Annotated in this window: 25 protein-coding genes; 7 read left to right on the top strand and 18 right to left on the bottom strand. The window is 49.3% G+C overall.

What is annotated here, in order from left to right; all coding sequences use genetic code 11:
- Positions 1 to 91 precede the first annotated feature (91 nt).
- The 3 genes from lepB to EZMO1_RS14765 form a co-directional block, all read right to left on the bottom strand.
- Complete coding sequence (gene lepB / locus EZMO1_RS14755; RefSeq protein WP_034872600.1) at positions 92 to 907, bottom strand: signal peptidase I; 816 nt, start codon at positions 905 to 907, stop codon at positions 92 to 94.
- Between the two features lie 236 nt (positions 908 to 1,143).
- Positions 1,144 to 2,943: a translation elongation factor 4 gene (lepA, locus tag EZMO1_RS14760; RefSeq protein ID WP_034872598.1), complete on the bottom strand. Its 1,800-nt coding sequence runs from the start codon at positions 2,941 to 2,943 to the stop codon at positions 1,144 to 1,146.
- A gap of 228 nt (positions 2,944 to 3,171) precedes the next feature.
- Positions 3,172 to 4,656 carry a DegQ family serine endoprotease gene (locus EZMO1_RS14765; protein WP_236631923.1) on the bottom strand — a complete coding sequence of 495 codons (1,485 nt, stop codon included), beginning with the start codon at positions 4,654 to 4,656 and terminating at the stop codon, positions 3,172 to 3,174.
- 1,043 nt (positions 4,657 to 5,699) lie between these two features.
- Between EZMO1_RS14765 and EZMO1_RS14770 the strand changes: the two genes are divergently transcribed.
- Positions 5,700 to 8,516 carry a hypothetical protein gene (locus EZMO1_RS14770; RefSeq protein ID WP_145912615.1) on the top strand — a complete coding sequence of 939 codons (2,817 nt, stop codon included), beginning with the start codon at positions 5,700 to 5,702 and terminating at the stop codon, positions 8,514 to 8,516.
- A 23-nt stretch (positions 8,517 to 8,539) separates the two neighbouring features.
- Here the strand turns inward: EZMO1_RS14770 and EZMO1_RS14775 are convergent, their stop codons facing one another.
- The 4 genes from EZMO1_RS14775 to rpoE form a co-directional block, all read right to left on the bottom strand.
- A complete protein-coding gene (locus tag EZMO1_RS14775) occupies positions 8,540 to 9,022 on the bottom strand; it encodes a SoxR reducing system RseC family protein (protein WP_051789245.1) in 483 nt (160 codons plus the stop codon).
- A complete protein-coding gene (locus EZMO1_RS14780; protein ID WP_034872595.1) occupies positions 9,019 to 10,029 on the bottom strand; it encodes a MucB/RseB C-terminal domain-containing protein in 1,011 nt (336 codons plus the stop codon). Before EZMO1_RS14780 ends, EZMO1_RS14775 begins: the two co-directional genes overlap by 4 nt.
- A 62-nt stretch (positions 10,030 to 10,091) precedes the next feature.
- A complete protein-coding gene (locus EZMO1_RS14785; protein WP_034872594.1) occupies positions 10,092 to 10,784 on the bottom strand; it encodes a sigma-E factor negative regulatory protein in 693 nt (230 codons plus the stop codon).
- A gap of 102 nt (positions 10,785 to 10,886) precedes the next feature.
- On the bottom strand, positions 10,887 to 11,471 hold the full coding sequence (gene rpoE, locus EZMO1_RS14790) for an RNA polymerase sigma factor RpoE (RefSeq protein ID WP_034872593.1): 585 nt from the start codon (positions 11,469 to 11,471) through the stop codon (positions 10,887 to 10,889).
- Positions 11,472 to 12,182: 711 nt separating this feature from the next.
- Here rpoE and nadB point away from each other — a divergent pair.
- Positions 12,183 to 13,808 (top strand): L-aspartate oxidase, encoded by a 1,626-nt coding sequence (gene nadB / locus EZMO1_RS14800; RefSeq protein ID WP_034872591.1) that lies wholly within the window; start codon positions 12,183 to 12,185, stop codon positions 13,806 to 13,808.
- A 104-nt stretch (positions 13,809 to 13,912) separates the two neighbouring features.
- On the opposite strand, the gene EZMO1_RS14805 is transcribed toward nadB, so the two are convergent.
- The 3 genes from EZMO1_RS14805 to EZMO1_RS14815 all read right to left on the bottom strand — a co-directional run bounded on the left by EZMO1_RS14805 (position 13,913) and on the right by EZMO1_RS14815 (position 16,728).
- Positions 13,913 to 14,431, bottom strand: coding sequence for a group II intron maturase-specific domain-containing protein (locus EZMO1_RS14805; protein WP_061509557.1), 519 nt, complete (start codon positions 14,429 to 14,431; stop codon positions 13,913 to 13,915).
- 66 nt (positions 14,432 to 14,497) lie between these two features.
- Entirely contained in the window at positions 14,498 to 15,895 is a 1,398-nt protein-coding gene (locus EZMO1_RS14810; RefSeq protein ID WP_061509303.1) for an IS110 family RNA-guided transposase, read from the bottom strand.
- A 236-nt stretch (positions 15,896 to 16,131) separates the two neighbouring features.
- A complete protein-coding gene (locus EZMO1_RS14815; protein WP_244886701.1) occupies positions 16,132 to 16,728 on the bottom strand; it encodes a reverse transcriptase domain-containing protein in 597 nt (198 codons plus the stop codon).
- A 170-nt stretch (positions 16,729 to 16,898) separates the two neighbouring features.
- Between EZMO1_RS14815 and EZMO1_RS14820 the strand changes: the two genes are divergently transcribed.
- Complete coding sequence (locus tag EZMO1_RS14820; protein WP_145912468.1) at positions 16,899 to 18,326, top strand: transposase; 1,428 nt, start codon at positions 16,899 to 16,901, stop codon at positions 18,324 to 18,326.
- 24 nt (positions 18,327 to 18,350) lie between these two features.
- Here the strand turns inward: EZMO1_RS14820 and EZMO1_RS14825 are convergent, their stop codons facing one another.
- From EZMO1_RS14825 to EZMO1_RS14850, 5 genes are all read right to left on the bottom strand, one after another.
- Positions 18,351 to 18,542, bottom strand: a complete 192-nt coding sequence (locus tag EZMO1_RS14825) for a hypothetical protein (RefSeq protein ID WP_034872589.1) — start codon at positions 18,540 to 18,542, stop codon at positions 18,351 to 18,353.
- Between the two features lie 458 nt (positions 18,543 to 19,000).
- A complete protein-coding gene (locus tag EZMO1_RS14835; RefSeq protein WP_145912616.1) occupies positions 19,001 to 19,327 on the bottom strand; it encodes a hypothetical protein in 327 nt (108 codons plus the stop codon).
- Positions 19,328 to 19,337: 10 nt separating this feature from the next.
- Positions 19,338 to 19,619, bottom strand: a complete 282-nt coding sequence (locus tag EZMO1_RS14840; protein ID WP_145912617.1) for a hypothetical protein — start codon at positions 19,617 to 19,619, stop codon at positions 19,338 to 19,340.
- 238 nt (positions 19,620 to 19,857) lie between these two features.
- Complete coding sequence (locus tag EZMO1_RS14845; protein ID WP_145912618.1) at positions 19,858 to 20,367, bottom strand: hypothetical protein; 510 nt, start codon at positions 20,365 to 20,367, stop codon at positions 19,858 to 19,860.
- A complete protein-coding gene (locus tag EZMO1_RS14850) occupies positions 20,333 to 20,608 on the bottom strand; it encodes an FAD assembly factor SdhE (protein ID WP_034872581.1) in 276 nt (91 codons plus the stop codon). Before EZMO1_RS14850 ends, EZMO1_RS14845 begins: the two co-directional genes overlap by 35 nt.
- A 193-nt stretch (positions 20,609 to 20,801) precedes the next feature.
- On the opposite strand from EZMO1_RS14850, the gene ygfZ reads away from it, so the two are divergent.
- Complete coding sequence (ygfZ, locus tag EZMO1_RS14855; RefSeq protein WP_051789242.1) at positions 20,802 to 21,818, top strand: CAF17-like 4Fe-4S cluster assembly/insertion protein YgfZ; 1,017 nt, start codon at positions 20,802 to 20,804, stop codon at positions 21,816 to 21,818.
- Positions 21,819 to 21,865: 47 nt separating this feature from the next.
- Here ygfZ and EZMO1_RS14860 read toward each other — a convergent pair whose 3' ends face one another.
- Complete coding sequence (locus EZMO1_RS14860; protein WP_034872579.1) at positions 21,866 to 22,087, bottom strand: hypothetical protein; 222 nt, start codon at positions 22,085 to 22,087, stop codon at positions 21,866 to 21,868.
- A 20-nt stretch (positions 22,088 to 22,107) separates the two neighbouring features.
- On the bottom strand, positions 22,108 to 22,572 hold the full coding sequence (locus EZMO1_RS14865) for a hypothetical protein (RefSeq protein ID WP_222842122.1): 465 nt from the start codon (positions 22,570 to 22,572) through the stop codon (positions 22,108 to 22,110).
- Between the two features lie 273 nt (positions 22,573 to 22,845).
- Here EZMO1_RS14865 and EZMO1_RS26250 point away from each other — a divergent pair, with 273 nt between their 5' ends.
- Positions 22,846 to 23,166: a hypothetical protein gene (locus EZMO1_RS26250; RefSeq protein ID WP_145912619.1), complete on the top strand. Its 321-nt coding sequence runs from the start codon at positions 22,846 to 22,848 to the stop codon at positions 23,164 to 23,166.
- Positions 23,167 to 23,250: 84 nt separating this feature from the next.
- Here EZMO1_RS26250 and EZMO1_RS14870 read toward each other — a convergent pair whose 3' ends face one another.
- Positions 23,251 to 23,982 (bottom strand): hypothetical protein, encoded by a 732-nt coding sequence (locus EZMO1_RS14870; protein ID WP_034872575.1) that lies wholly within the window; start codon positions 23,980 to 23,982, stop codon positions 23,251 to 23,253.
- 270 nt (positions 23,983 to 24,252) lie between these two features.
- On the opposite strand from EZMO1_RS14870, the gene EZMO1_RS14875 reads away from it, so the two are divergent.
- Positions 24,253 to 25,503 (top strand): DNA polymerase Y family protein, encoded by a 1,251-nt coding sequence (locus EZMO1_RS14875; RefSeq protein WP_034872573.1) that lies wholly within the window; start codon positions 24,253 to 24,255, stop codon positions 25,501 to 25,503.
- Positions 25,504 to 25,846: 343 nt separating this feature from the next.
- The gene (locus EZMO1_RS14885; RefSeq protein WP_034872570.1) at positions 25,847 to 26,836 is read left to right on the top strand and encodes a hypothetical protein; all 990 of its coding nucleotides are present in this window, start codon (positions 25,847 to 25,849) and stop codon (positions 26,834 to 26,836) included.
- Positions 26,837 to 26,934 lie beyond the last annotated feature (98 nt).

Raw genomic sequence — 26,934 nt, forward strand, 5'->3', positions numbered from 1 at the left:
ACAACCATCTACACAGGGTGGTAACCCTGTGCAAACCAGGCGGACAGGAGGTTGCCCAGACTGCTTCAGCAACACACCGTCAGACTAACGGTTAATCGATACTTCCATTGTTCTTGAAATTCGGCAGTTTTGTCCAGCTTGGCCAGTGCATCCAGATATAAACGGCCTTACCAACGATGTTCTGCTCCGGGACAAATCCCCAGTAGCGGCTGTCGTTACTACGGTCCCGGTTGTCGCCCATCACAAAATACATGCCTTCCGGCACATGCCAGATGCCTTCTGCCATCAGGCTGCGCAAGTTCTTATCCTTGCGAATCTGATGCTTGCTGTCACCAATGGTTTCGTTATAGAGGCTATGCGGATGGCCATCATTCAGGTTGGCCACCAGTTGCTCTTTCACCTTCTTGCCATTAATGAACAATGCCTTGTTCACATAGCGAATTTCATCACCCGGAATGCCAATGACACGCTTGATAAAGTTGATGTCAGGGTTCATAGGCTCCTTAAACACCATCACTTCACCACGCTGAGGCTCAGCGTTGGACCATATCTTGGTACCAGATACCGGCAGGCGCAATCCGTAGTCAAACTTGTTCACCAGGATAAAATCGCCTACTTCCAGTGTTGGAATCATGGAGCCAGACGGAATCTGGAACGGCTCAAACAGAAATGAGCGCAATACCAGAACCATTGTCAGAACCGGAAAGACGGAAATCGATGTTTCAATCAGTGAAGGTGGTTGCTCCAGAGAATCAGCCACCTCCTGATCAAAGTCTCCGGTCAAACCTGCCTTATAACTGACCACGGCTGCACGTCGGCGAGGCATGAAGACCAGCTTGTCAGCCAATGCAATCACTCCGGTAACAGCCACCGCAATGACAAGCAATAATGGAAAATTAATATCCATAGTTATTTGTTCTCAGTCTTCTGATCTGATTATTGTACCGTTCAAACAGGGGAGGTACAGCCTCCCGACTGCCTGTTATACCAATTCCGCTTTCTAAATATAACCATGAGCAAGTCATTATCGGTCACGGGACAAGGCGGAACGACGAGTAATAGCGAGCTATTGCAAGGAGTTCCAACGCAGCTCCCGTGATTCAGAATGGCTGCGCAATTCATGTTTAGAAGGTGGAATTGGTATTACTTGTCCACCTTCAGCACCGCAAGGAATGCTTCCTGTGGAATTTCTACACGCCCTACCTGCTTCATCCGCTTTTTACCCGCTTTCTGCTTCTCGAGCAGTTTTTTCTTACGGGTTGCGTCACCACCGTAACATTTCGCCGTTACGTTCTTGCGCAGCGCCTTTACGGTGGTACGGGCAACAATCTGACCACCCACGGCTGCCTGAATGGCCACATCGAACATCTGACGGGGAATGATCTCTTTCATTTTCTCCGTCAGGGAACGACCGCGCGGAATGGCATGATCTTTGTGGGCAATCAGTGCCAACGCATCAACCTTTTCACCGTTAATGAGAATATCCAGTCTCACCATTCGTGCAGCTTCAAAACGATCAAAGCTGTAGTCCAGCGAAGCAAAGCCACGGCTGACAGACTTGATGCGGTCAAAGAAGTCCAACACCACTTCGTTCATGGGCAAATCATAGGTAATGGATACCTGGCCGCCAGTGAACTGCATATCTTTCTGCACACCACGGCGTTCAACACACAGGCTGATGACATTACCCAGATAGTCCTGCGGCACCAGAATGCTGGCCTGAACGATAGGCTCGCGAATTTCTTCAATGGCAGCCGGATCCGGCAGGCGGGACGGGTTATCCACTTCGACCACATCGCCGTTCTTTAGTTCTACCTGATAGATGACTGTTGGCGCGGTAGTGATCAGATCCAGATTGTATTCACGCTCCAGACGTTCCTGAATGATCTCCATGTGCAACATGCCCAGGAAACCACAGCGGAAACCAAAGCCCAGTGCGTCAGAGCTTTCCGGTTCGTAGAACAGGGAAGCGTCGTTCAGGCTCAGCTTTTCCAGCGCTTCACGGAAGCTCTCGAAATCATCGGAGCTGACCGGGAACAGGCCGGCATACACCTGTGGCTTTACTTTCTGAAAACCGGGCAAGGCAGGTACATCCAGTGTTTTAGCGTGGGTCAGGGTATCGCCCACCGGTGCACCATGGATGTCTTTGATACCGGCTATCACATAACCTACTTCACCAGCCTTCAGCTCTCCTGTGGCATCCATTTTCGGGGTAAAGATACCAACGTTGTCAACACCATAAGTCTGACCGGTAGACTTCACCAGAATCTTCTCGCCTTTGCGCAGCACGCCGTGTTTGACACGCACCAGGGAAACGATACCGAGGTAATTATCGAACCAGGAGTCAATGATCAGCGCCTGCAGTTCACCGTCCAGATTACCTTCCGGAGCGGGAATGGTTTTAACCAGTTCTTCCAGAACGTCTTCAATGCCCAGACCGCTCTTGGCCGAGCAGCGAACGGCTTCAAGGGCATCAATGCCAATAATTTCTTCTATTTCCTGAGCCACACGCTCGGGTTCTGCCTGAGGCAGGTCCATCTTGTTCAGAACCGGCATCACTTCCAGCCCCTGTTCAATAGCGGTATAGCAGTTGGCTACTGACTGGGCTTCAACGCCCTGGGCGGCGTCAACCACCAGCAATGCGCCTTCACAGGCAGAGAGGGAGCGCGATACTTCATAGGAAAAATCCACGTGTCCCGGGGTATCGATAAAGTTGAGCTGATAGGTTTTACCGTCTTTGGCGGTGTAATCCAGGGTTACGCTCTGCGCCTTGATGGTGATCCCGCGCTCACGCTCAAGCTCCATGGAGTCCAGTACCTGTTCCTGCATTTCACGGTCGGAAAGGCCGCCACAGGTTTGGATAAAACGGTCTGCCAACGTCGACTTACCATGGTCGATGTGGGCAATAATACTGAAATTCCGAATATGGCTTAGATCGCTCACGATTTCATCACTACAAAAAAGATGTCCCCGCCGGACGTGTTACCACTCCGGAGGGGACAGTTGTTCAGCTTGCAGGGTCTTCACCATCACCGATACACATATCAAATAGATCAATATCAGCCGGTTAAGCCGAGGGGCGGGATGGTTGAAGCTGCTGTAATTAAACTAGATTCTACAGCATGTCGGGCCGCCACTCCACAATTGCGACCCTGACAGGCTGATAAACCTTTAATCCGTCAGGCGGAATGAAATATAGGCAGGCTGTCGCTGACGCACAACCCGCATGGAAATCGAGCGATCTTTCGGTAGCTTGCGTACGGCCACCTCAAACTCTTTTGCCTTCTGCACCGGCTGATTATTCAGGTGGGTAATAACATCGCCCTGACGCAAGCCAATGCTTCGGCCAACACCGGACGTCAGACCGGTGACAACAACACCCTCGGTATTTTCACCCAGACGCAGCTTGTTACGATAGTCATCATCCAGCGTTTCAACCTGAACACCCAGACGATTTCGGGTATCGGGTTTGGCTTTTCGCTCAGTACGACTGCTCTGCTCGTCAGGCAGCTCTCCCACCTCGACCTTCAACGTTTTGCGTTTGCCATTACGAATCAGTTCCACCTCGGCATCATTACCGGGTGTAATCACCCCTACAGCCATTGGCAGACTGCCGGAGCGCAGAATGTCTCTGCCGTTCAGTTTGATAATCACATCACCCGGTTGCAGTTTGGCCTTGTCTGCGGGACCACCCGGCACCACCTGACTGATCAAAGCCCCCATTGGCTTGTCCAGCCCGAAGGATTCGGCCAGATCACGATCCACTTCCTGAATCGCGACGCCAAGCCAGCCGCGGGTCACATAGCCTTTCTCCTTCAGTTGCGCGACGGCCCAGTCCACATGATTCGCGGGAATAGCAAAAGACAGTCCCATAAAACCACCGGAACGGGTGAATATCTGTGAGTTGATGCCGATCACTTCGCCTTCCATATTGAACAGCGGTCCACCGGAATTACCCGGATTGATTGGAACATCGGTCTGAATAAAGGGCACATAGGAATCACTGGGCAGGCTGCGGTTCTTGGCACTGACGATCCCCTTGGTGATGGAGTACTCGAAATTAAAAGGTGAACCAATTGCCGCAACCCATTCACCGGGACGAACCTTATCAGAGTCCCCCATTTTTACCACTGGCAGAGACCGGTCAGCCTTGATTTTTAACAGTGCCAGATCGGAACGCTTATCGGCTCCAATCAGTTCCGCTGTTTTCTCACTGCGATCGCTGAGACGGACGATAATGGTGTCAGCGCCGTCAATAACATGATTGTTTGTCAGGATGTAGCCATCTTCAGAAATAATAAAGCCGGAACCCAACGACATGGGCTGCGGGCGTCCTCCGGAAGGTTCATCCGGCATCGGGACACCAAAGTAACGGCGAAAAATTTCCGGCAGGTCTTCAGCTCCGGGCCCATAGAACTGACTGCGGTTATTTTTGGGTGTAGACAGTGTACTGATATTAACAACAGCAGGGGATGCCTGTTCAAACAGGGATGCAAAATCCGGCAACACCTGCATATTGGCAGAGGATGGTATGGGAGCTGCCGCAACCAACTGCGTGGTTAACAGACAGGCACCGATTATTTGCAGTGGCTTTTTAAAGAGACGGGAAATCCCTTTCATGCCACCTCTCATCAAAATGGTTTTCCCAACTTTCATGAAGCTGACTTCTCCTGATAGCAGGTGATATTCCTGTGGGTTAAGAGCCTTACTGCTTTCCGATACTTCCTTTTCCTGTTTTTCAATCTGCGGGATAAGAAACTATCACGTCTTTGATCTACAACGTCAAGCTCTGCACAAGGTTATAAAATAGCGTTTTAAGTCCGGTTAATCTGTATCCTGCTTGCCAAACTTCTGTAAACATTTCCTAAAGAAACAGTTTCGAACTTTCGCCCATGAGAATGATGCTACTGAACTCACCAAGGTGCAAATCCTGACTTTTTCCTACACATTTTTTTAGCTGCATCTACATTTACTGACTCGTTGACTTACTGAAAACAATCGATATAGCAAAAACTTCTAAGTATCAGTCCTGAAATAACTTCCCGATTCTTCAGTTTTAGTTCGTCATCCCCGCGAAGGCGGGGATCCACTGTTAGTGGTGGATTCCCACCTTCGTGGGAATGACGCAAATACGGAAGTTATTTTGGGACTATTCCTAAATTAATAACTGATGTTACGCACCTTAAACGAAGGAATCAGGGCTACAGAGCAATGACCTCGTTCGGAAATCTTGATGATTCGTAGAGGGTGCGTAACTCCAGTTAATAACAAAACAATGAGAGGCCAATGTCATGCATCGGGTTATTGCAAGTGCAACATTGTTGATTGTTTTTTCCAGGGGAGTTTACAGTCAGCAGCCAGACAGCGCTGCAAAGCTCTCAGCACTGACACTTCTGGCAAGTATTGCCCTCGAACTGAAAAGTATCAGTGATACAGTTGCCCCAGACAGCCGTTTTCTGCTCCCGCCTGCCTGGCCTGAAGATTACAAACAGGCTCCCAGCTCTGGTAAACGCACAAAAAACAAAAGTACGCAAGATCCCAAGGGTTATTCAGCTAACCCCATATCCCCTCCCCCACCAAAGCCAGCTCAGTCATCGGTCAGTGCCTCAAACGGAGGCGGAGGAGATGGAGGTGACGGCGGAAGTGGTGATGAACCGCCTGAAGACAAACCAAACAATGTTGCTGACTATATGCCTCCGGTGAAAGACCGTCAGGCTCTGCTGGAAGAGTTTATTAAAGCGCTTATTATCGCGCTGGATACTGACTTTACTGATACATTGGCCAACTGGATAACCTCTCATCCCGATTTTTGTAACAACCTGTCACCCCAAGAAACAAGTATTATTCTTAAGCGTCTTAATAACTTGCAAATTTCCGCTGCTGCTCAAGAATTATTACCTCAAGCATTGCTTAAGGCTTACAGCCAAAGCCAAAGACAGAATCACTCAATAAAACAGAAGCCTCCAAAGACTGATGCTAAAAAAGAAAAGCTCCCGCCTCAAGTTTCAGCAGCATCTACAACGAAACCAGCGGAGAATCCGAACAGTAAGCCACCCCGTAAGAAAGTAACATTTCTCTTGCCACCCAAGATATCGCCTGATCAACCACTCCAAAGGAGAAAGAAAACCAGCTCAGCTTCAGAACAGCACGGCAAGAGTCATGCCTCTACAACTCAACAGGACTCTGTTGCTGAAGACCCTAAAACAAACACCTATGACACTGACTACCCCAAACTACCCGCACCTCAGCCACCAGTGACAGTGAGGGTACCTAAAATCTTAAGGACGGGTGCGTCCAAACCTAAAGCCAGTGACACTTCACCGGCTACAGGAGAAAATACCTCCGAGCCAATTAGCGCACATGGCAATACAGACAAAAGAAAAAGCAAGGAAAAAGTGCCCCGTAAGAAAAGAAACAACCGCAAGCAAAGTCCTGCTGAAGCATCAACGATACCCACAGCCGATCAATCTTACGAATTATCCGCAGAGCCTGTACCTTCAACCTCAGCAGCAAAAACCAGTAAAAGTAAAAGTAATAAAGACTTTCTACCACCGCTGAAACCTCTTTCAGAGGAAGAGCTGCGGGCTCTGATACGAAAAAATGAAGCCAAAGAAGCTAAAAAGCAAAAAACTCTTGAAAAAAAACGCATAATAGCAGAAAAAAGGAGGGCAGATAAAGAGGACGAAAAAGACAAAAAAAAGTCCCTAAGCCACAATCAGGCACAGCCTTCAACGTCAGCAACTTCAGAGTCTCAATCTGTGGCACAGTACGCTGAGCCACTCCCACCTGCATCTGATGACAAATCAGCTACCCCGCTCCAAGGGGCGGAGTATGAAGTTAGTTCTGTGAGTAATTCACCGCAAGCGGCGAGGAATAGGACCCACAGAGATTCAAAAGGGAGTAAATATAAGAGGAAAAAGAACAAAAAATTCCCTGAAAGCACGCTGATAAGCCAGACGACATCACCAGAATCAGGTATTCAGAACCCAACCTGCTCAGCAGACTCGCTCGAGCAGCCACCTTTGTCAGAACAGAACGTGATTCAACAATACAGCCTGGAAATCGCTTACCAGTACTTTATGGACAACCCGGACAACCATTTTCAAATCTGGGAAGCCATCTCCGGGGCAGTCAATCAGTTCATCCAAAATCAGGAAGCAGTCCCTGAACAACTGGAAACGCTGTTATGGATTGCAGCCAGAGAAAACCAGGAAGCACTGCAGGCCTTATTCCGACTGCACTCTATCGGCAAACTGAACCGGCCGTTAAGGTTACTGCGCACACTGCAGTACTTTCTTGCCTGCAGGTATGAGCTACTTCAACAAAATACTGGCAACATCAATTCTGCACCACTGGGCTGGATTGTTGTCCACACAGTTTCAAATAACCCCATTCCTGAAAGTGATACCAGCTGGGAAGAGATAAAAGCTTTGTTACTGTCACTTCTTACTCACCACTCATCTACCACAATGGCAACTACAGCTCCAGACAATCATTACGGTATAGCCTACTTGCTAAGGTGGTTCTCAGAGAGAGGCTTTCATTCCACTTCATCACCAGCACAACTTCCGGCACAGCGGGAACAACTCACCAATGATTTTCTGGCCGATAGCAACTTGCTTTCCTCTGTCAGTTACAGACTGCGCCAGCGAGTCGTTCAGATGATATTAATAGCGCATAAAGCCAGTAAGCCTGATTTACTGCCAGATCAGAAAAAGGACTTGAAGGCCTTACTGTACGATCACTACCTAAGACTTGAGCAGTGGGTAAATTCACTACCTGCGCACATTCAACACAGTGAGTGGGTAAATTCACTACCTGCGCACATTCAACACAGTGCAGAGATTGATCCTGTCGCATTCATTCATCAACACCTTGACCGCCGCCTTGCAGCCACCTGGGTTAACGCACTGGGTGCCTTCGCGGACATCCCGCAACATGAGCTTAACCACTTGTCACGTACACTGCTTGAAGGAGATAAATATTACGAAAAACATTTTTGTGAAGTCTGCAAAGACTACAATCCTTACCCATGTCAGTTTTGTTGTGACAATGAACACCTTTTCTTTATGCATGCAAACTGCGCAAGTTCAGAGCCACCCAAAAGTACAACCAGAAAGTGTCCGGAAAACAGCAACCCGGCAGCCCCTTGTCAACTGGAAGCAAATGGTTTCCCTGACCACTATGCCCGAAAAGAAATAAGAGAAGGTTTCAGCAGCCTTAGAAATTTAGAAGCACTCAGTTCTGCAGCACTGTTACCACAAAATTACTTCTCAGACACTCCTGCCGTAGAATTGCTAACTCAATTAGTGGCTGCAGACATTAGTAACCAGGAATCATTATCAGGTATAGTGCGGTGGCTGGAACTGGAGTTTTTTGATGGTGACGGTCAATTTCTGACACAATTCAGGGAAGCGTTAGAAAAACTGGTACAGCAGTTGTCGGATGACAAAATCGAACACGCGAGAATTGTCATCCAGAAAATCAACCAACTGCTTGCAAAGCTTAAATACTGATCATTGGCTATCAGTATTTTTATTCAGGCAACCCAGGGTCGCAAGGGCACCAGTTCCGGCTCATCAAGCTGCCTTGGGGTGACTTTTAGCACCTGCACATGACACATGTCTCCGGCTTTTTGCCCAAGCATTCGCACAGGTAAAAAGCCCGCAACCAGGCCGGACAGCGACAAGAGCATGGTCCACAAATCCCCGATTGCCAGAAAGCTACCCAGAAACAAACCCGCCATCATGCTGAGCAGTGGCAGCAGATATACCACCATGGATGCTTTCATCAGAGCATTTTCAGGTATACCAATGGTCACCTCATCGTGCTCTTTGATGCTTGAACCGGAGGCATTGGAGGCTCGAATATAAGAGTGAGTCTTACTGCTTTTGTATTTTTCTGCCAGATGCTGCCCGCAGCCATTTTTGGCACTGCAGCCAGAGCAGGTTGTTTTGCGAATCGTTTCTACCCAGATGGCGTCACCTTCAACAGCAACTACCCGGCCATGCTCTTCGATCATCGTTTATCAGCCTGTTTCTCACTGGCAGGTCGTACCGACACCGCCACCCGCTCTGCGGTACCCAGGGGAACTTCACCTACAACAGTGACATGGAAATACGTTTCGTTATTACGGAATACTTTAGACACGGCAGCCATGGAACCAATCTGCTCTGAAGTCTGGCTGAGCACTCTGGTTTCATCAGGTTCTACGAACACAGAGAAACTGGCAATACCATCAGAATAAATCACCGTATCGACCATACGATCACTGACTGGCGACTGCCGACGTGCACGATTGCGCACCTCAAAACCGTCCGGAATCCAGCCAGCTTCCCAACCCCAGTTTTCATGCGGTTCCTTGTCCGGCGAGCTCATGGTCACCGTGGTTTCATCAGGCTGCCCTTTGGAAGTGCGGTTAAGCAGCTTTTGTTCCTGTTCTGACAATCGTTCGGGAAACTCAAGATTGGTAAACTGCATCCGTTCGATAATGCGACCTTCACTGTCAACCATCACCGATTTCAGCATCAGACTGCTTTGACGGTCCAGCCAGATCTGATAACCATAACGAAAACGATCCGTGGGAACGACCAGCAATTGTAAGGCTTCACGGCCGGCAACCCGATCCAGTGCAGCAGGCCGCAACTGATAATACTTACCCAGATTATTACCGGTAAAACGCCCCACCATAGGCATCAGGGATTCATGTTCAAAACGGACGGGAGGACGATCCGCACTGGCGAAGGTAATCTCGCGCCCGTGGCGCAGCACTTCTCTGGGCAGACCATCAAGATAACGGATAAGCTCTTTTTCATTACCACTCTGCTGAGCGTGGAGAACCGACAGCGTTTCCAGACTGGAACCCTGCTGGTAGACAAAATGACCTCGATACGTCAGCTGACGAGTGGCCTCAGCCATGCTTTCCAGCCAACCTTCAGGCTCTGACGCCCGCGGAAACGCTGCAGTGGCAGGAGTTGACTCGGTGTTTTTGATTGAGACCACTTCTTTCGCCTGCATGGGTACAGCCATGAGCACAGACACCAGTAACGCCGCCAAACTCCCCCTGTTAAAATGCATTCCTTTCATAAAGCTCACTGTGTGTCGAAACTGGTCAATCTCGCAAAGGGCAGCATGCCCTGACCACCCTGAACCGCACTCATCTCTGCATGCTGCAGAGCGTAAGCACGAAACCGCTCACGGGTTGCACGACTGGCAACATTTTGCGCCTGAGCCAACTGCTCAGGTGTAATGGTATTGTGTTGACGGGAGCTGTAACCCGCGCGAATGCCGGAAGCACCGTATTCATTTCTGGCAATCTGCAAAGGCTGGGTCAGCGTTGCCTGATCAGACACGTCTGCGACAGTGTGCACTTCTTCAACCTGATTGAAGTTGCGCAGTCCGACGATAACGGCAAAGGCAACCGAAGCCGCCACTGCCACACGCCCCATGGAAGACCACCAGTTATCCAACAGGCTGACAACATTGCCTTTTTTCTCTGTGGGTTGGATGAGTGGCTGATCAAGCTTCTGGTGTGTCACTTCTTCCTGAGCCACCCTGTCGCGGATGCCTGCAGAAAGGTCAATATTTAAAAACTGGCTGGTTTCATGCCGAATCGAATCACCCACCAGCTGATAGCGGCGGGCAGTGGCGCGCAAGTCATCATCACTGCCCAGCTTTTCCAGAACCCTGCGCATTTCCAGCTCAGATGCCTGGCCATCCAGTGTGGCTGAAAGGGACTCGTTCAAACGATCCCGGGCATGATTGTGAGATGGCTTCTCACTCATAGATACACCCCTGGTGTTATCTTTCACTGTTCCCCTGATAAAACCGGGCAAACAGGTTATCACTGTAAGTCCTGACGACTTTCATTACTACCTTAAAAATAGTCAGCCTCGTTTAAGCAGCGGCTCTATTTCACGATCAATGGCTTCCCTGGCCCGGAAAATCCTTGAGCGCACAGTGCCAACAGGGCAGTCCATAACATGGGCAATCTCGTCATAACTTAATCCGTCGAACTCGCGCAACATTACGGCGGTACGCAGTTCGTCCGGCAAGCGACGGATAGCATCATGAATAACACGTTCCATTTCGTCACGATACAGGTTGCGTTCGGGAGTATCCACCACCCTCAGGCTGGCTGCTGTGTCCAGAAACTCGGCATCGTGTACATCAATATCCGATTCTGGCAGCTTGCGCCCTTTGGACACCAGATGGTTCTTGGCTGTATTGACGGCAATACGATACAACCATGTATAAAACGAACTGTCTCCCCGAAACTTATCAATGGCTCTGTATGCCTTGATAAAAGCTTCCTGTGCGACATCCTGGACTTCCTGATAGTCATTCACATAACTACTCACCAGTCCCAGAACGCGATGCTGGTATTTAATCACCAGCAAATCAAAGGCGGCTTTATCGCCTTTCTGCACCCGTTCAACCAGCTGTTGATCCGCTTCCTGAGGTTCTACCATGCAAATACCCTCATCTGCTGGCAGCCCTGCTCCGGATGACGCAGACGACACTTCACTTCTGTTTCGGAGGGCTGTACAGACGACGAAGTCCATACTATCTTTTTCCAGTCCTGCACGTCACCTGCAAACTGGTTAAAAGGCTCCCGAGAAAGAGTGTTCTCTGCGCTGCGGATTCTTTCTGCTTCTCTATAGACCATAATCCGGCCTGAAAGTTCCCGAACTCGTTAATTTTTTTCAGTTTTTACTGAAAAGATGATTCGGATCACCACAGCGTACTATAGTGCCGACCGTAATTTCTATATACTAACAAGCCGTTTACAGGTCTTATATGTATATTTGAAGACTGTCTCATCTTTCAGTGCATCTCGTTTGATCCATCGGCACCACAGACTTGAGACTTTAGACTCTGCTGGCATCTAGTGCACAGGACTGCAATGGATCAGTGCATCACTCCTGCGATCTGAGTTCGACAGGTAACAACTGCCAAACCCGCAGTTTCGCAATGCGCCGGCAGTATGCTAAATAATATCCATCCTGTTAAACATCTTTGCAAACCGTTTAGGACCATGACACTCAGGAAACCTGATGCCAGATGACCGCGGCGAACCCATTCCGGTTCATGCACGTATCTAATGGCAGGCTCCGCCATAATCACAACCATTATGGACCGGATGCCCAGTATCGTCAGATACCAGGGTTCAGGGAATTCAAATGCATCAGTCTTATCATTACGACGTCATCATTATTGGCAGCGGTGCCGCCGGTCTGACTCTGGCACTGCATCTTGACCAGAATTTGCGAGTCGCCATACTCAGCAAAGGTTATCTCAGCGCCGGTTCCTCATCGGGCGCCCAGGGGGGCGTCGCCGCAGTACTCGATCCGTCTGGCGACAGTCTGGAACAACATGCCCGCGACACTCTGGTTGCCGGTGCCGGATTATGCCGCAAAGCATCGGTCGAACATATTGTTAAAAACGGCAGGGACAGCATTCAGTGGCTCATCGACATCGGCGTCCCCTTTACTGAAGACAAAAAACATAACCGTCCCTTTGACTTTCATCTCACCCGCGAGGGCGGGCACAGTGCACGGCGTATTATTCATGCCGCCGACGCAACAGGACTGGCTATTTCTGACACATTAATTGCCAGGGTTCGTCAGCAAGCCAATATTGATATCTATGAGCACCATCTGGCCATTGATCTGATTACCAGCCAGAAACTGGGAGCACAGCAACAGCAGGGACTCGGGGCTTACGTTCTGGATCTGAAATCTGACCGGGTTCACCTGTTCAAAGCCAGGGCCCAGGTGCTCGCCAGCGGTGGTGCCAGCAAAGCCTACCTCTACAGCAGTAACAGCGATGGTGCCAGTGGCGATGGCATTGCCATGGCCTGGCGTGCAGGGTGCCGGATTGGCAACATGGAATTCAACCAGTTCCACCCGACCTGCCTGTACCATCCCAATGCAAAGTCCTTTCTGATCTCGGAAGCGGTTCGCGGTGAAGGCGGACAACTGCTGCGCCCTGATGGCACACGCTTCATGCCGGACTACGATTCTCGTGCCGAACTGGCACCCCGTGATATTGTTGCCCGTGCCATTGACCACGAAATGAAACGACTAGGGGCCGACTGCCTGTTTCTGGACATCAGTCACAAGCCTTCAGAATTTGTACGCTCCCATTTCCCTACGATTTATGAACGCTGCCTGGAATACGGGATAGACATAACCAGAGAGCCTATCCCCATTGTGCCTGCCTCTCATTACACCTGTGGTGGTGTTCTGGTCAATCATCAGGGTCAGACCGATGTACCAGGCGTCTATGCCATTGGCGAATGCGCCTTTACCGGCCTGCACGGTGCTAACCGGCTGGCCAGCAACTCTCTGCTGGAATGCTTTGTCACTGCACGAAGCTGTGCAGAGGACATTAATCAATCCATTCACACCCTGATCGACAGTGACACCTTACCCGACTGGGATGACAGTCAGGTAACGGACTCGGATGAAGGGGTTGTCATTTCCCATAACTGGGAAGAACTGCGCCGTTTTATGTGGGATTATGTGGGTATCGTTCGCACCACGAAACGTCTGATCAGGGCTCGCAACCGGATCAAACTGCTGCAATCTGAAATCAACGACTTTTACAGTCATTTCAAGGTTTGCAATGATCTTATTGAGCTGCGCAACCTGACGCTGGTGTCTGAGCTGATTATTGAAAGCGCCCTGTCACGAAAGGAATCGAGAGGGTTGCATTATACGCTGGACTATCCGACCACCGCAGAAACAGCAGAAGATACGATTCTTACACCTGAAAATTTCTGCCCGGCAAATGCAATTGAGTGACACAATTGGTATCACTCATGCCTGATCGGGATAGGGCGTAGCCTCACAGCTACGCTCCTCCCACACCACGCAGCGTACGGGTCCGTACTACGCGGTTCGGCCAGTTAAGCAGCCAACAACCTGATCAATCCTAACCCGTCAAACCAACTATTCGGTAGCGCCATATGTAGAGCTGGACTCCGGCTCATTCGCCAGTGCCCTTTTCCTGAAGCTACCGTTTGCCTTGTCAGTTTGTCACTGATTCCCTGCTTTCGCAGTTCCTTGTACCGCTTTGGGCTCCTTTTCCATTGATACCAGAGTAAACTTCTTAATCGCCTTCTTATCCAGCAATCAAAGTGCTCAAACTCTGTGCAGGTTTCTATTTCCCGGAAGTAGTTCTTCCAACCCTGCAAGTATCTGTTGAGTCCTTCCAACCTCTGTTCAAGGGATCGCCCTCCCTTTCGGGTTAGCTGTCTGATTTTATCTTTGAAACGCTTGCAGCTCTTTGCCGCAAGGGTTTTCCTACCGTCTCGGGTAAAACTGTATCCCAGAAATGCGAGCTTCCATGCACGATCTACCGCACTCTTTGTACGATTGACCTTTAGCTTCATTTTACCTTCGATCAGCTTAACCAGACTTGCCATCACCCTTTCGCCTGCCTTCTTACTTCTGAGTAACTCCCCATGAGCTCGCCGGTTGCTAAAACAACCCTAACCGACGGCGGTTTCAACCGGCGTTAATGTGAAGCCCATATCTTTAGCCTTCTGCTTCAGGGTTTTTAAAACTCTTTCTCTGTAACGCTGCTCAAAATATTCCTGACCTTCATCTACATACTGACTCCCATGTTTGAGCATACTGTAAACCAGCCTTGCCAGCTTATGTGCTGTTGCCGTAATCGCCTTTGGAGCACCAAGCTTGCTTCGCATTCTACGGTAATAGGCACCCAGGGCGCTTTTTGAGTTGGCCAGTGCATAAGCCGCCAACCTGAATGCTGTTGCGGCTGCGCCTGGCAAACGCTTGGTTTTCCGGTTCAGAACTTTACCACCGGATATTTTGGTTCCGGGACAGAGCCCTAACCAGGAGGCAAAATGTTTAGCGGAAGGCCATCGACTCATATCCAAACCGATTTCTGAAACAATCTTCAGAGCCGTATTTTCGTCGATGCCGTCGATATCAGTCAGATCGACACCGCTCACCCGGTTGAGCTCTGAACGCACATCAAAGTCTGGAGCGCAACGGGACTTCCGTTTTTTTGAAGGCTTATCTGGCGTAGAAGGCTTTTGAGAGTCTTTATCATCTTTGCTGTCAAATGTGTTGAGCTTCTGTTCCAGAGCTTTGTCACAAGCCCTGATTTTTTCATCATAAGTATCGTAAAGTTCAACAGCTTGCCGCAGAGCAAATACATGCTCATCCCGGTAATGCCCCTTCAGGGATTTGGCGATTTCTTCCTCGGATTTTTTGCAGTGCTTGTCACGATATCTGGCCAGCTCCACAGGATTCCGCTGCCCATTCAGTATGGCGCGGATAATAGTCATACCGGTTTTTCCGGTAATATCAGTCACCACATTATCCAGTAACAGATTCATCTGTCGAAGTGCCTTTTGCATATGCTGGATGTGGGAAGCACGGTAGCCAACAAGAGTGTCACGTTGTCGTCTATAAGATCGTAAAGAGCAAACCTGCTCATCAGGGCGGAACGCGCCATTGAGCAACCCGTAAGTATGTAACTGCAAAAGCCATTGGCAGTCCAGAACATCAGACTTACGTCCGGCAACATTCTTTACATGTCGTGCATTGACCAGCTTTACATCAAGTCCCCGGGATTCCAGTATTTCAAACGCAGGTATCCAGTAAATTCCGGTTGACTCCATCACAACGGTGGTAATGCCAAGCTTTACGAGCCAGTCAGCCATAGCTTCAAGGTCTGCGGTAAAACAGCCAAACGAACGCACCGGTTGTTCATCTAACTCTTCTGGCACTGCAACAAAGTGTGACTCTGACCCGATATCAATACCGGCGGCAAAGAGATTGATTTTCTCCAGATGTCCAGCAATACGCTTTTTGACTCTGTCAGAATGGGAACGGTTGGATTTGCTGCGGCGAGACATGGTTTACCCTCTATACTTCCGTGCGAAGGCATATCCGGATATGGGGCTGTCGATGATTCGCATTCTTCCGAACGAGATCGCATATTGCGTCATCAGTGATGTTGTCGCCAGCTCCCCGACCACGCTTTCAAACGGGCAAAAGGCACCAGTGTGTTTACGGTCTCTGGTCCGGATATGTCTTCCTTTCTATCATAGGCATGTAGGCAGTAGTTGGGAGAAAAGTTACTCATAGATGTTCAGCCGGGGGCCCGGCTTGGAGCGCTTTTAACAAACACACGACAGTCGTCTGCGTATCGAACAAACCGTAACCCTCGTTTTTCAAGCGTTTTGTCGAGTTCGTCCAATACTATGTTTGAGAGCACAGGAGACAGCGGCCCTCCTTGTGGCACACCTTCCGTTTGCGGTTTTGACAGTCCATTTTCCATCACTCCGGACTTCAGGAATCGATGAATCAAACGCAATACATCCTTGTCCTGTATATGCTCTGCCAGCTTTGCCATCAGTCGATCATGATTGACTCGATCAAAGAACTTCGACAAATCAATATCAACCACCCAGTCGTAACCATCCTTTATATACGACTGAGCCTGATGTGCTGACCTCTGCGGTCTGAATCCATAGCTGTAAGACGAGAACCGTGGCTCCCATTCTGCCTGTAATACTTGCTGTATTGCCTGCTGCACCATTCGATCAAGAGCTGTTGGAATGCCCAACTTTCGCTCTCCACCATCCGGTTTGGGGATCAGAACTCTTCTTACCGGAGTTGGTTTCCACAACCCTCTCAGCAAACATTGCCTCAGTTGACGACCATGCTCTTGTAAATACCTGAACACTCGATGCTGCAGTTTTTGATATTTGAGGGAGAGCAGGAAATGGCAGGGTGGCATAAGAGCAGACTACTACTGCAGCTCCGAATTCAAGCCTTGCGAGATTCCATCATAGCCACAGCAGCAGGTTGGAGGTAAGATCTCATAGGAACTTAATAACCGTCAAGTGTCGTATCTTGCTAATTCGCCCATTACCCGTTGTCACTGCCTTTCTGGATGCTTTGAATGATTCGCTCAAGTCCATCAATTCCTCTGCGCAGTTGAGTAGATCCCAGAAAGTGGCACTGGGCGTTTTTATCATGGGAATCGTGGTAACTAAAACTATTAACTGGGCTGCTTTTGAGCGCAGAAGCTTAGGCAGATTCAAAGCGACCCGTCTGTGCTGGATGTTTTATCAAGCAGAAATTGCATGGCAAAGCCTGCTACAGGCCAGCGTCAGAAATATTCTTCTACGCTATGGAATACAAAGTGGAACCCTTGCTATCGACGATACAGGAAAAAAGCGCACTAAAAGGACTTCAAAAATCGACGGTGCCCATAAGATAAAAGACAAATCAACAGGTGGTTATTTTAATGGGCAGGAACTGGTGTTTATGGTGCTCGTTACTGAAGTAGCTACCTTTCCAGTAGGGTTTCGCTTTTATATTCCTGACCCTGAGTTATCTGCATGGAGGAAGAAAGACAAGGCGCTCAGGAAGCAAGGCATTCAGAAAAAAGAACGACCGAACCGTCCTGAGCCAGATCATGTTCGTTACCCCACCATGCAGTCGTTGACGCTGGTTATGCTGCAAGAATTTGTTGATTCGTTTCCCAACATTACGATCAAAGCAATTCTCGCTGATGCACTGTATGGCACAGGAGACTTTATGGATAAGGCTGCGGAAATAACAGGCGGAGCCCAGGTTGTCAGCCAACTGCGCTCGAATCAGAAAGTATCCAACCGAAACCACTCGGAAGCGACTCTCAAAGCTTACTTTTCGCGCCAGAAAGGCGCTGAAACTCAACTCATAATACGCGGTGGCAAAGAAGAGCAGGTCACGATGCTGGCTGCTCGGCTGTATGTTAAGGCTCATGGGAAAAGACGTTTTGTTATTGCCCTGAAGTATGAGGGTGAAGAGGATTATCGCTATCTGGTGGCTTCAGATATGTCATGGCGGCATACCGACATAGCCAGGATTTACACCTTGAGGTGGTTGGTCGAGGTTTTCATTCAAGACTGGAAAGCTCATTGTGGCTGGAACAGGTTGAGCAAACAGCAAGGTGCTGACGGATCGCAGCGCGGCGTGATCCTGAGCCTGCTGTGCGAACACATGCTGTTACTGCACCCTGAGCAATTCGTCCTACTGAAAAACAAACAGGCCGGAATGCCCGCAGGCTGTCTGATCGAACGCCTCAATGCAGAAGCCTTGCTTGCTACGGTGAAATCAGTGGTTGAATCGGAAGATCCAGATACCGAGCTTAAGGCTCTGGCCTTAGCCTTAGAGCATACTTTGCCCAAGCGGGAGTCGAGCAGGCATATGGCTGGTAGAGACCTGGGAGAACAAAAGGCAACTGACTCACTCAAAGCACACGCCCGGAAGTTTAAACTTTTAGATGCAGCTTAGAATCGAGATAAATACGTTACTTGTTTAGGTAAAACTGCAGCATCGAGTGAACAGGTCATCCACCGTCATACGGTCAATGCCTGCCGCTCCTTTGTTGCGTTTTACTCGTTGAAAGGCTTTCTTCAAGTTGTTGGGATGAGCAATGCGTGCCATCAGGCTTGCATCGCTTGCCGGGCTTTCGTAATCCTGTGATACCGACACAACCTCAGCCCTCATAGCGTCGCAGCCTCCGGTTCCGCCGTGACCACTTGGTATGAGTTCCAGTGTTTGCTGGATTTGTCTGCGTCCGGTGTTTCGAATAACAGAAACTACTCACCACTCTGTACCGTTCAGGCCTTCACTGACATGCGCCAGCTACTATGCCGTCTGCTGACTTCTGTATGGCGATCAAATCACCTTACGGTGACCTCAGTCCGAAATATCAGACACCACACAGACCTCCCGAGGTAAGTCACACCGCCTTCGCCGCACAACCACCAGATCTACTGCCTGAATGTCCGGATGAGTATGGACTTCGTCATCAAGTGCTGACTCGTCCTCACGCAAACAGCCTCATATCTGATTTCTGTTCGCTGGCTCGCGGTTTTGCTCTACACTGCCTTCAGCCTGCACCTCGCGATACAGACCTTGTGCTTCGCTAGTCCTTCGCCCTCATCTGGCTGGACAGGGGACTTTCACCCCCAAGCTGTGTGACATGCTCGGCACACACCAGAAAGCCTGCCTACGGCAGGCTTTGTCCCCTGACGCAACCCCAGACAATAAGCACCCACAGCACCTGTCAGCCCACTGATAGCCAGGTAATAACCCGGTGACGCCAAATCTCCGGTCACACGAATCAACCACAGACCAATCATGGTGCCCATCCCGGCAAACAGCGTAGCGCAGATATTGTAACTACACGCCAGTCCGGTAAAACGTACCGCCACAGGAAAACTGCTGACCACCAGCAAAATAGCAATGCCTTCCACACTGCCCCACATCAGGGCTCCGACTACTGCCACCACCAGAAGGTCAGCCTCTCCGCTGGCGTACCAGCTGAATACCGGCCAGGCCGTAGAGATTATTCTGTTCTATCACTTTGTCTGAACAGGCAAAAAAGATGGGCGCTGGAAGATCCGAAAAATGTCTGCCTGATATATCGTATTTTTCAGGTAGCCCGAACACCCGCCTGGTATGGGTATTCATATAAAAGGCACGTCCGTAACAGTCATGCACACCCCATGCCCGGGAAGAGCCAGACTCCATATAATTCAAAAAGTCCTGGGATATAGCAGGTTCGAGCATTGTCATCATTGTCACCGCAATACCGTCATCTTGTCCTACTGGTTATTCAGCAGCCCGTCTATGACCGCTTATTCTCAAACCCGAACGAAGAGCCCGTCTCTGAAGTCATACGTTAACGCTTGCAGTTCGAGCATAGCTTGAGCTGCACGCAGACTCTGGAGACGGGCTCTTAGAATTCTGAAACAGTTTAGTGGAGCTTCAGAACCACAGCTGAAATATTTTTAAATTAATACTCTTCTTATTTGTATTACCTTTCAGCACCGTTGTGCTTTTTTAACAGCAGTCGCAGCCTCAACGCATGCAGCGACGCAGTTTCACCCGTATCCGACCACAGGCAAACCCAATAGTTCCCTGACCGGATTCCGAGGCTATTTCGTGACAGCCTGACGTTTTTTGCTTCTGTACGGAATGAAAAAGCCATGAGCCATGGCGTCACCAGCAACGTTCCTGATGGCCAGACTCGCTGCCAGCCAGAATGTGTCAACAACAACCACTGATCATTGCGATAACGCAGTGCTTTAACACTGTCCGGACGGGTACGGGCAATCTGTCGCTGGTAAAAACGCCAGCCATGAATCAGTACCAGTAAAGAAACGGAGGTCTGCAAAGGAAAGGAGAGATTGGACAGCCAGGGCGCTACCAAGGCAAGAAAGTGAACACTGGTCCCGACAACCAGCATTGACCGGGACCGTTGCAGACGAATATCAATCAGCTCATCGTCTTCACACACCATCGGTGTTAAAGCTGCGACGGGCATAGGTGATGATCGTATCGATCATGGCAGCCAGCGCTTTGTCTTCCGGACGTTGTTCACTCATGAACCAGGTAAACAGATCCGCATCCTGACAATCCAGCAAGCGCACATACACCTGCTGATCTTCAGCGGGCAAGTCTCTCAGCACTTCGTTAGTGAACGGTTCCAGCAGAACATCCAGCTCCAGCATCCCACGGCGGCTATGCCATTGAACCCGCTTAAAATCATCACCGCTCAGTTTCATTCGGTAAACTCCTTGTTAATCAAGAGTGCATTATAAGTTCGCCACTCACAGGAAGCGACTTCCATATTAACAATTTTTTTGAGCGGTATTTATTAAGACAGTGACACACGCCACAGTGTTGTCCAGCCAGACTTTCCTCTATGATTGGGCTCAAACACGCTGGTATTTTCTAGAGTACATATCCGAGCCTATTATGAATAATGACCACGCCTCACTCTTTGCCCCCTTTCTTGAACAGGTTCTTCCTGCCAGCCTTGCCAGTCTGCACCAGCCATCCATGAGTCTGCTGGCTGATCGCGGCTTTCTCCGTGTCAATGGTCCGGACAGCCAGCGATTCCTACAGGGACAACTGAGTAATAACCTGGACACACTGGAACCTGCACAGCACCACCTGAGTACGGCCTGTACGCCTAAAGGCAGAATGTACAGTGCTTTTCGCCTGCTCAACTCAGAAGACACCTTTCTGCTGTCAATGCATCATGGGCTGCTGGACACCACCCAGGCGACTCTCGGCAAGTATGCCGTCTTTTTCAAAACCGAGCTCACTACCGACTCTTCTCTGGTTGCCCTGGGTCTCTCAGGCTCAGACATCAGCACGACGGTCAATGAAGTGTTTGGTCGCACTCCGGAGGCCGGTTGCGCGATAGAGGTGGGCGAAAACATCTGGTTACTGGCGGTTCCCGGTGCCTGTGAACGTTATGAACTCTGGCTGCCAGCTGATCAGCTTTCTGACTGGTGGAACCGGCTGAAAACCAGCTTCCGGCCTCTGGCGCAGTCCCACTGGCGTCTGCTGGATATTGAGGCAGTGATTCCGGAGTTGCTTCCGGAAGCCATTGAGCAATACATTCCCCAGCACCTGAATCTGCCCAGTCTGAACGCTGTCAGCTTTCGTAAAGGTTGTTATACAGGACAGGAAATTGTTGCCCGCATGCAAAACCTGGGACAGCTGAAAAGCCGCTGCTATCGTTTAACCGCCAGTTCAGCCGTTGAGCTGCCTGCTAACACCAAACTGGTGAATGCTGCAGGAAAGACCATGGGTGAAGTCCTGTACGCTGCCACTCCCTCCGATACTAACCAGACAGAGCTGCTGGCCGTTATTCGTGTTGAAGCTGCAGAAACCGGTGACGTACAGCTACCTGACATTGACATCACCTTTACAGTGTCGTCTTTGCCTTACAGCATTGATGTAAAGGCAGAGCTGCAACGCTGATTAACCGGGAGAGGCATCGCCTCTTCCGTCACTGCACGGATTCCGGATCAATAAGCATTTCGTCTATGAAAAACCCTGACCCTGCTTCCTGCCGCACCTTCCTCACATAAGCAGCACTCATCCAGCGGCTCGACAGCCCCTACTTCCATCACCTGAAACCTGACATCACCCAGCATGGGAACATTGACACGATGTTGAACAAAGTCCGGCCTCACCTGAACAACAAAGGTCATGATCCAGGGTTGTCTGGCTGGATCAAACAATGGCATGACATCACTGCGCTGCCCTCCTAGAAAAAGCTCAGGCCAAACATCAAACACTGAGGTGTATCCCTGTTACGTCGTTGCTGCTGAGGCTGCTCTTTTTGCTTTTGCTGACTCTGTTCTCTGATCGCTGCCAATTCTGCACGGTTAACGAGTTGAGGATACAAGGGGAGATCAAACACCATCAGATAGTCTTGATTAGTCAGCTCTACCAAATAGGCTGTACACCCATTCGGATCTATTCTTCCGTTTCCGTCGTCGGAAAGGTTCACTTCATAAACCTGCCAGACAGAGCAGTCATTAAGTGTTACAGAAGGCGGGGCAACAGGTGTGCGATTAATCAGCCCCAGCCTGATCGCGCGATGAAGCTCCCAGATTTGGGTATACCCATTGACCTGATGCTCTTTCACATAACCATCTTCCGTAAGAATTTTGAAAGAGTGTTCACTCACCTCAACAAGGTGAGCATGGGTCAAAAACGAGATAAACAACAGTATAAAAGCGAATAATTTATCAGCCTTTGCCCGGATCATTACCAGCCCTCTTTAGCAGGAACCGAATCAGTGCAAGTTCCAAAAACCAGCTTGCAGTGATTGTCAAAATCAACGGGCTCAAGCTGCATGCTGTGAGCAAAAGGCAATAATTTTAAAACGATCATTCAGGAGTTGACCGACAACCCAGAAAAATCGATTATAGCAGACCAGAGTCAGGCCTTATGACATAGATAAAAAACACCAACAACAATTTAAAAAACGGTGGCCAGAATGGTCTTTCATGGAGTGACCCGGCAGATATGCCAGAGACGGCGTGTTCCTTTAACAGAGATTAACAGCGGCTATTGCTACGACTGGGCAAGGCTGGCGCTTCAATACTGTCCTTCGGCGCAATTATTTTACATTCGTCGTTTAGTTCCCCATGCTTTTATTTATTTTTCCGGACAGTGGTTTGATGCTCAGGCACCATCCGGCGTCAGGCACTGGCGACTGCTGCCCTTACTCAAGCCCTACCGGGAACTGTTTCAGTCAAAGGATCTGGTGTGTTGGCAACCCGGGGATGGATACTGGCATAAGAAACTTCGATTGTAATACGATTGAAGCAGCTGCGGGTCTTTGCAAGATCCGCAGCTGTAATGATTTATACAAACCAAATGCTTAACACTGCATCACAGTTCACTTTTTTTTGTCTTGTCTACCGGTTGTTGCTTCCCGGGTAAAAATATGAAGCGTCGCAGTATCAGTGGTGTGATCACAGAATAAATCCGAGTAAAGCTCACCATAATTTGCATAACCACAATGTGCTCTGCTCAAGGATTTTCTTGATATTCCTTGATCATAAATATCTCTACCACCATGGGACTTTGAGAAAGACACACTCAGTTCATTGGATTGACTTTCCGGATCATCACTACCGAACACCACAGAATATGCCAGCTCAGGGGCTTTTGGATTAAATGCTGTGTAGTTTACGTTCTGAAGCCTTACACGGATAACGGTGTTAAACCCACCTCGTCCATCCGCAGGACTGACGCTGATCAAGTCCCAGCCTGCAATATTTACAGCCCCACCTCGCCCATCCGCAGGACTGTCTCTTTCAATAGTACCTAAAGTTAATGCTCCAGCACTGTCAGACTGATTATTGATGCAGTCTCTTGTCTCATCCTTTGTTACACATATCGCTTTATTAATCGGGTTACCCAATGTGATAACAGCGCTGTCTCCAGGCTTAATATGCTGCGTGCCTGTTCCTTCTTTACCTATAAAAATATGCTCTTTAAGGTTGTTATACACAGTTACCTGACCCTCTCCCTCAACGGGACCACTGCTGCCAGACTGTGCCAAAACCATGGCAGGCAAACAATTCACACCAAGAGCAACCAATAACGATGAGCAAAGCTTTTGCATAACAACTCTCCAAAAGCTATCTGTGAACAGTAACAAATGTGTTCTCTGCAACATTCGGCTCAAAACAAGGACTGTCAGGTAATCAACCAGACCTGTAAGACGCTTAAAACCAACAGCAGTTTTTCAGGCAGAAAAAAGACACCTGTTTAATATAGTTACGGGGAACAATTATTCAAACTTTAAATTTATTGACTCACTGCACCAGACCCGATCGAAAATTTCAATCGTCATAAGCTTGCCTTCAGAGGGCAAATACAAAATACTGTATAAATGAACAGTAATACTATAAAGCAGAAACCATGGTCGAGAATGATTGCCCTGGTGGATATGAATGCTTTTTTCGCTTCTATTGAACAACTGGACCGGCCGGACTGGCGGGATCGCCCCGTGTGCGTCACCAATGGCCGCACCGGCACCTGCATTATCACCGCCTCTTACGAAGCCCGGGCTGTCGGGATCAAAACCGGCATGCGCCTGCGCGAAGCACGCACACTGTCACCGGATTTAATACAGGCGCCTTCACGTCCGGAACGCTACGGACAGGTGTCTTCCAGCATCATGTCTGCACTGGAAAGCATTACGCCGGAACTGGAAATTTTTTCCGTGGATGAAGCGTTTCTTGATATCACCAGCTGCCAGCAGGTGTATGACTGCACCGTGGAAGAGCTGGGGCAACGTATTAAAACCTGCGTTTTCAATGCCTCGGAGTTACTGTGTTCGGTCGGCATCAGCAGCGACAAGACAACGGCCAAATGGGCAGCCAAACAGCAGAAGCCTGATGGTCTGACCGTGGTTCTGCCGGAAAACGCAAAGGCCCGGCTGGCACCGGTGCCCGTTACAGAGTTATGTGGTATTGGTTCCGGCATTGGTCGTTTTCTTGCCCAGTACGGTGTACTCCGATGCGGTGATATGCAAAAGATCCCCATCAGTGTACTGGCAAAACGCTTTGGCAATCTGGGTCGTCGCATCTGGCTGATGGCTCAGGGCATGGATCCGGACCCGATTCACAAAGAGATCAAAGCGCCTCAGTCCATCGGACATGGCAAAGTCATTCCGCCCAACACCATCGACCGAGAGATTGTGCGCACCTATCTGCTGCATATGGCAGAAAAGGTCGCAGCCCGCCTGCGCCGTTATGAACTTCAGGCACAAACCTTTGCGATCGGGGTGAACACCCGCCGAGGCTGGATTCATCGCAAACTGCAAAGCCTGCACCCAACGGCGGATGGTGATCAAATCATGGCTCTGGCTGATTTCTTTCTGGACGTTTACTGGGATGGACGGGGTGTGCATCAGGTTCATATCGGCGCTCTGGACCCTCAAATCAGAGACAATCAGGGTGAGTTGTTCAGGGAAGACCATGCGCGCAAAGACCAACTGCTGGCAACACTGGATGCCGTCAACCATCGCTTTGGCGAGTTCGCTCTCTGTAAGGCTCCCCTGCTGAACCGTTCAGACATGCCCAACGTTATTTCCCCGGCCTGGCGGCCTGACGGGCACAGGAATACTCTTAAGCCCTGAAACCTGATGGTAATAAAGGAACTTTAATCCCGCTTCAGGGTCTTTTTTATTTTGGAAGCGTACAGGGATTTTTTCCATGAATAATGAGTCACTTTTTTCAGAAACCACGAAACCGGGTTCATCACTCCAGTTACCGCAAAAATTGTCTACTTTCGAGCAGACAGAAACTGACTTCAGCTCCCATCAACTCCCTGTCAGCTGCCATTTTGCAGGCCGATCGATCAGTATTCGTTTGGCTCAGTTCAAATACACTCTACAGCAAGATCCATTCGATCATGCAGCTAATGCCAAAGCACTTTTCGACAGATTGATATACCAAAAAGAGCAAAACAATTAGCCTGAAATGACACAGGAAGATACTCTGATACTGGGGAATGTCGAACACTCAAGCAGCTCCGTTTACGAACATGCTTTCGATAAAATCCTCGATTTTCGCAAAACTGTTCGAGACTACGGGCTTGCATGCTTGCTTGACAAACCAACAGCGGCTGACAGCTCTGGGAATCTGTCCTCATCTTTAACGCGGGTGCTGATGCTTTCTGAAAATCCTGAATTGTTTGATGAATTCACCCGAATTTATAAAGATCCGGAATTTTTTACAGAAAACTCTCAGGATTATATAGAAGGCGTTCTCGAGTTCTTCAATAGCTGTGACATAGACCGCCGCACCCTAAGAAGTGCTTTTGAAAAAATCGGTTTACCTGCGTCACTTTCGAAACCAGAAAAAATTTGTTTAAAGGCACAAAGCCAACAAACTGATAGCCCAGCGCATAAATTATCAGACTCAGAATGCAGTGAACACGATATCGCCAGAAGCCCGGAGATTAATGGTACGGTAGAAAATAACAATCTACCCTCCCAAAGTGAAAACGCACTAACAGATGCAACCTTGCTGTCTCACGAAAATATTCACAAGAGCAATACTCCGCAAAAGAGTGCTCACCAAACTACTGAGAACGAAAGGCAGCGACCGAGTTTGCCGAAACAAAAGGTCGGAGACAACAAGGGCAAAAAGGATGATTTCGTTAAAGACCCCTATGTTACATGGGGCCTGCTGATAGCGTCTGAACCTTCGTCACCAGACTTAGATGAAGAGCCTGTCGAACCCTCTCCACCCCCTAAAACACATGATGTCCATCAAACAGATGAAGCGAAACTGGAACCTGACAATCACAATCAACTTGAACAGGTTCTGAATCACTTCAACGATCCCTTCGAGAGTACCTTATTCAGCATGGCGTTATGGGGGCATTTGATGTCAGGAAACCAAAGCGAAAACGCTCTGCAAGGCATTTGGAATCAAAGGCATTACCACTCAAACCGGCAAAATTAAAAATACAGCAGAACCGTCACTGCCGACCAGAGCAGAGCTACTGGCAAAGTACGCAAAATCCGATCAACCACCTTTGAGAGAAGTGCGGGTTGTGATCC

It is taken from the genome of Endozoicomonas montiporae CL-33, assembly GCF_001583435.1.
GTDB classification, from domain to species: Bacteria; Pseudomonadota; Gammaproteobacteria; order Pseudomonadales; family Endozoicomonadaceae; genus Endozoicomonas_A; species Endozoicomonas_A montiporae.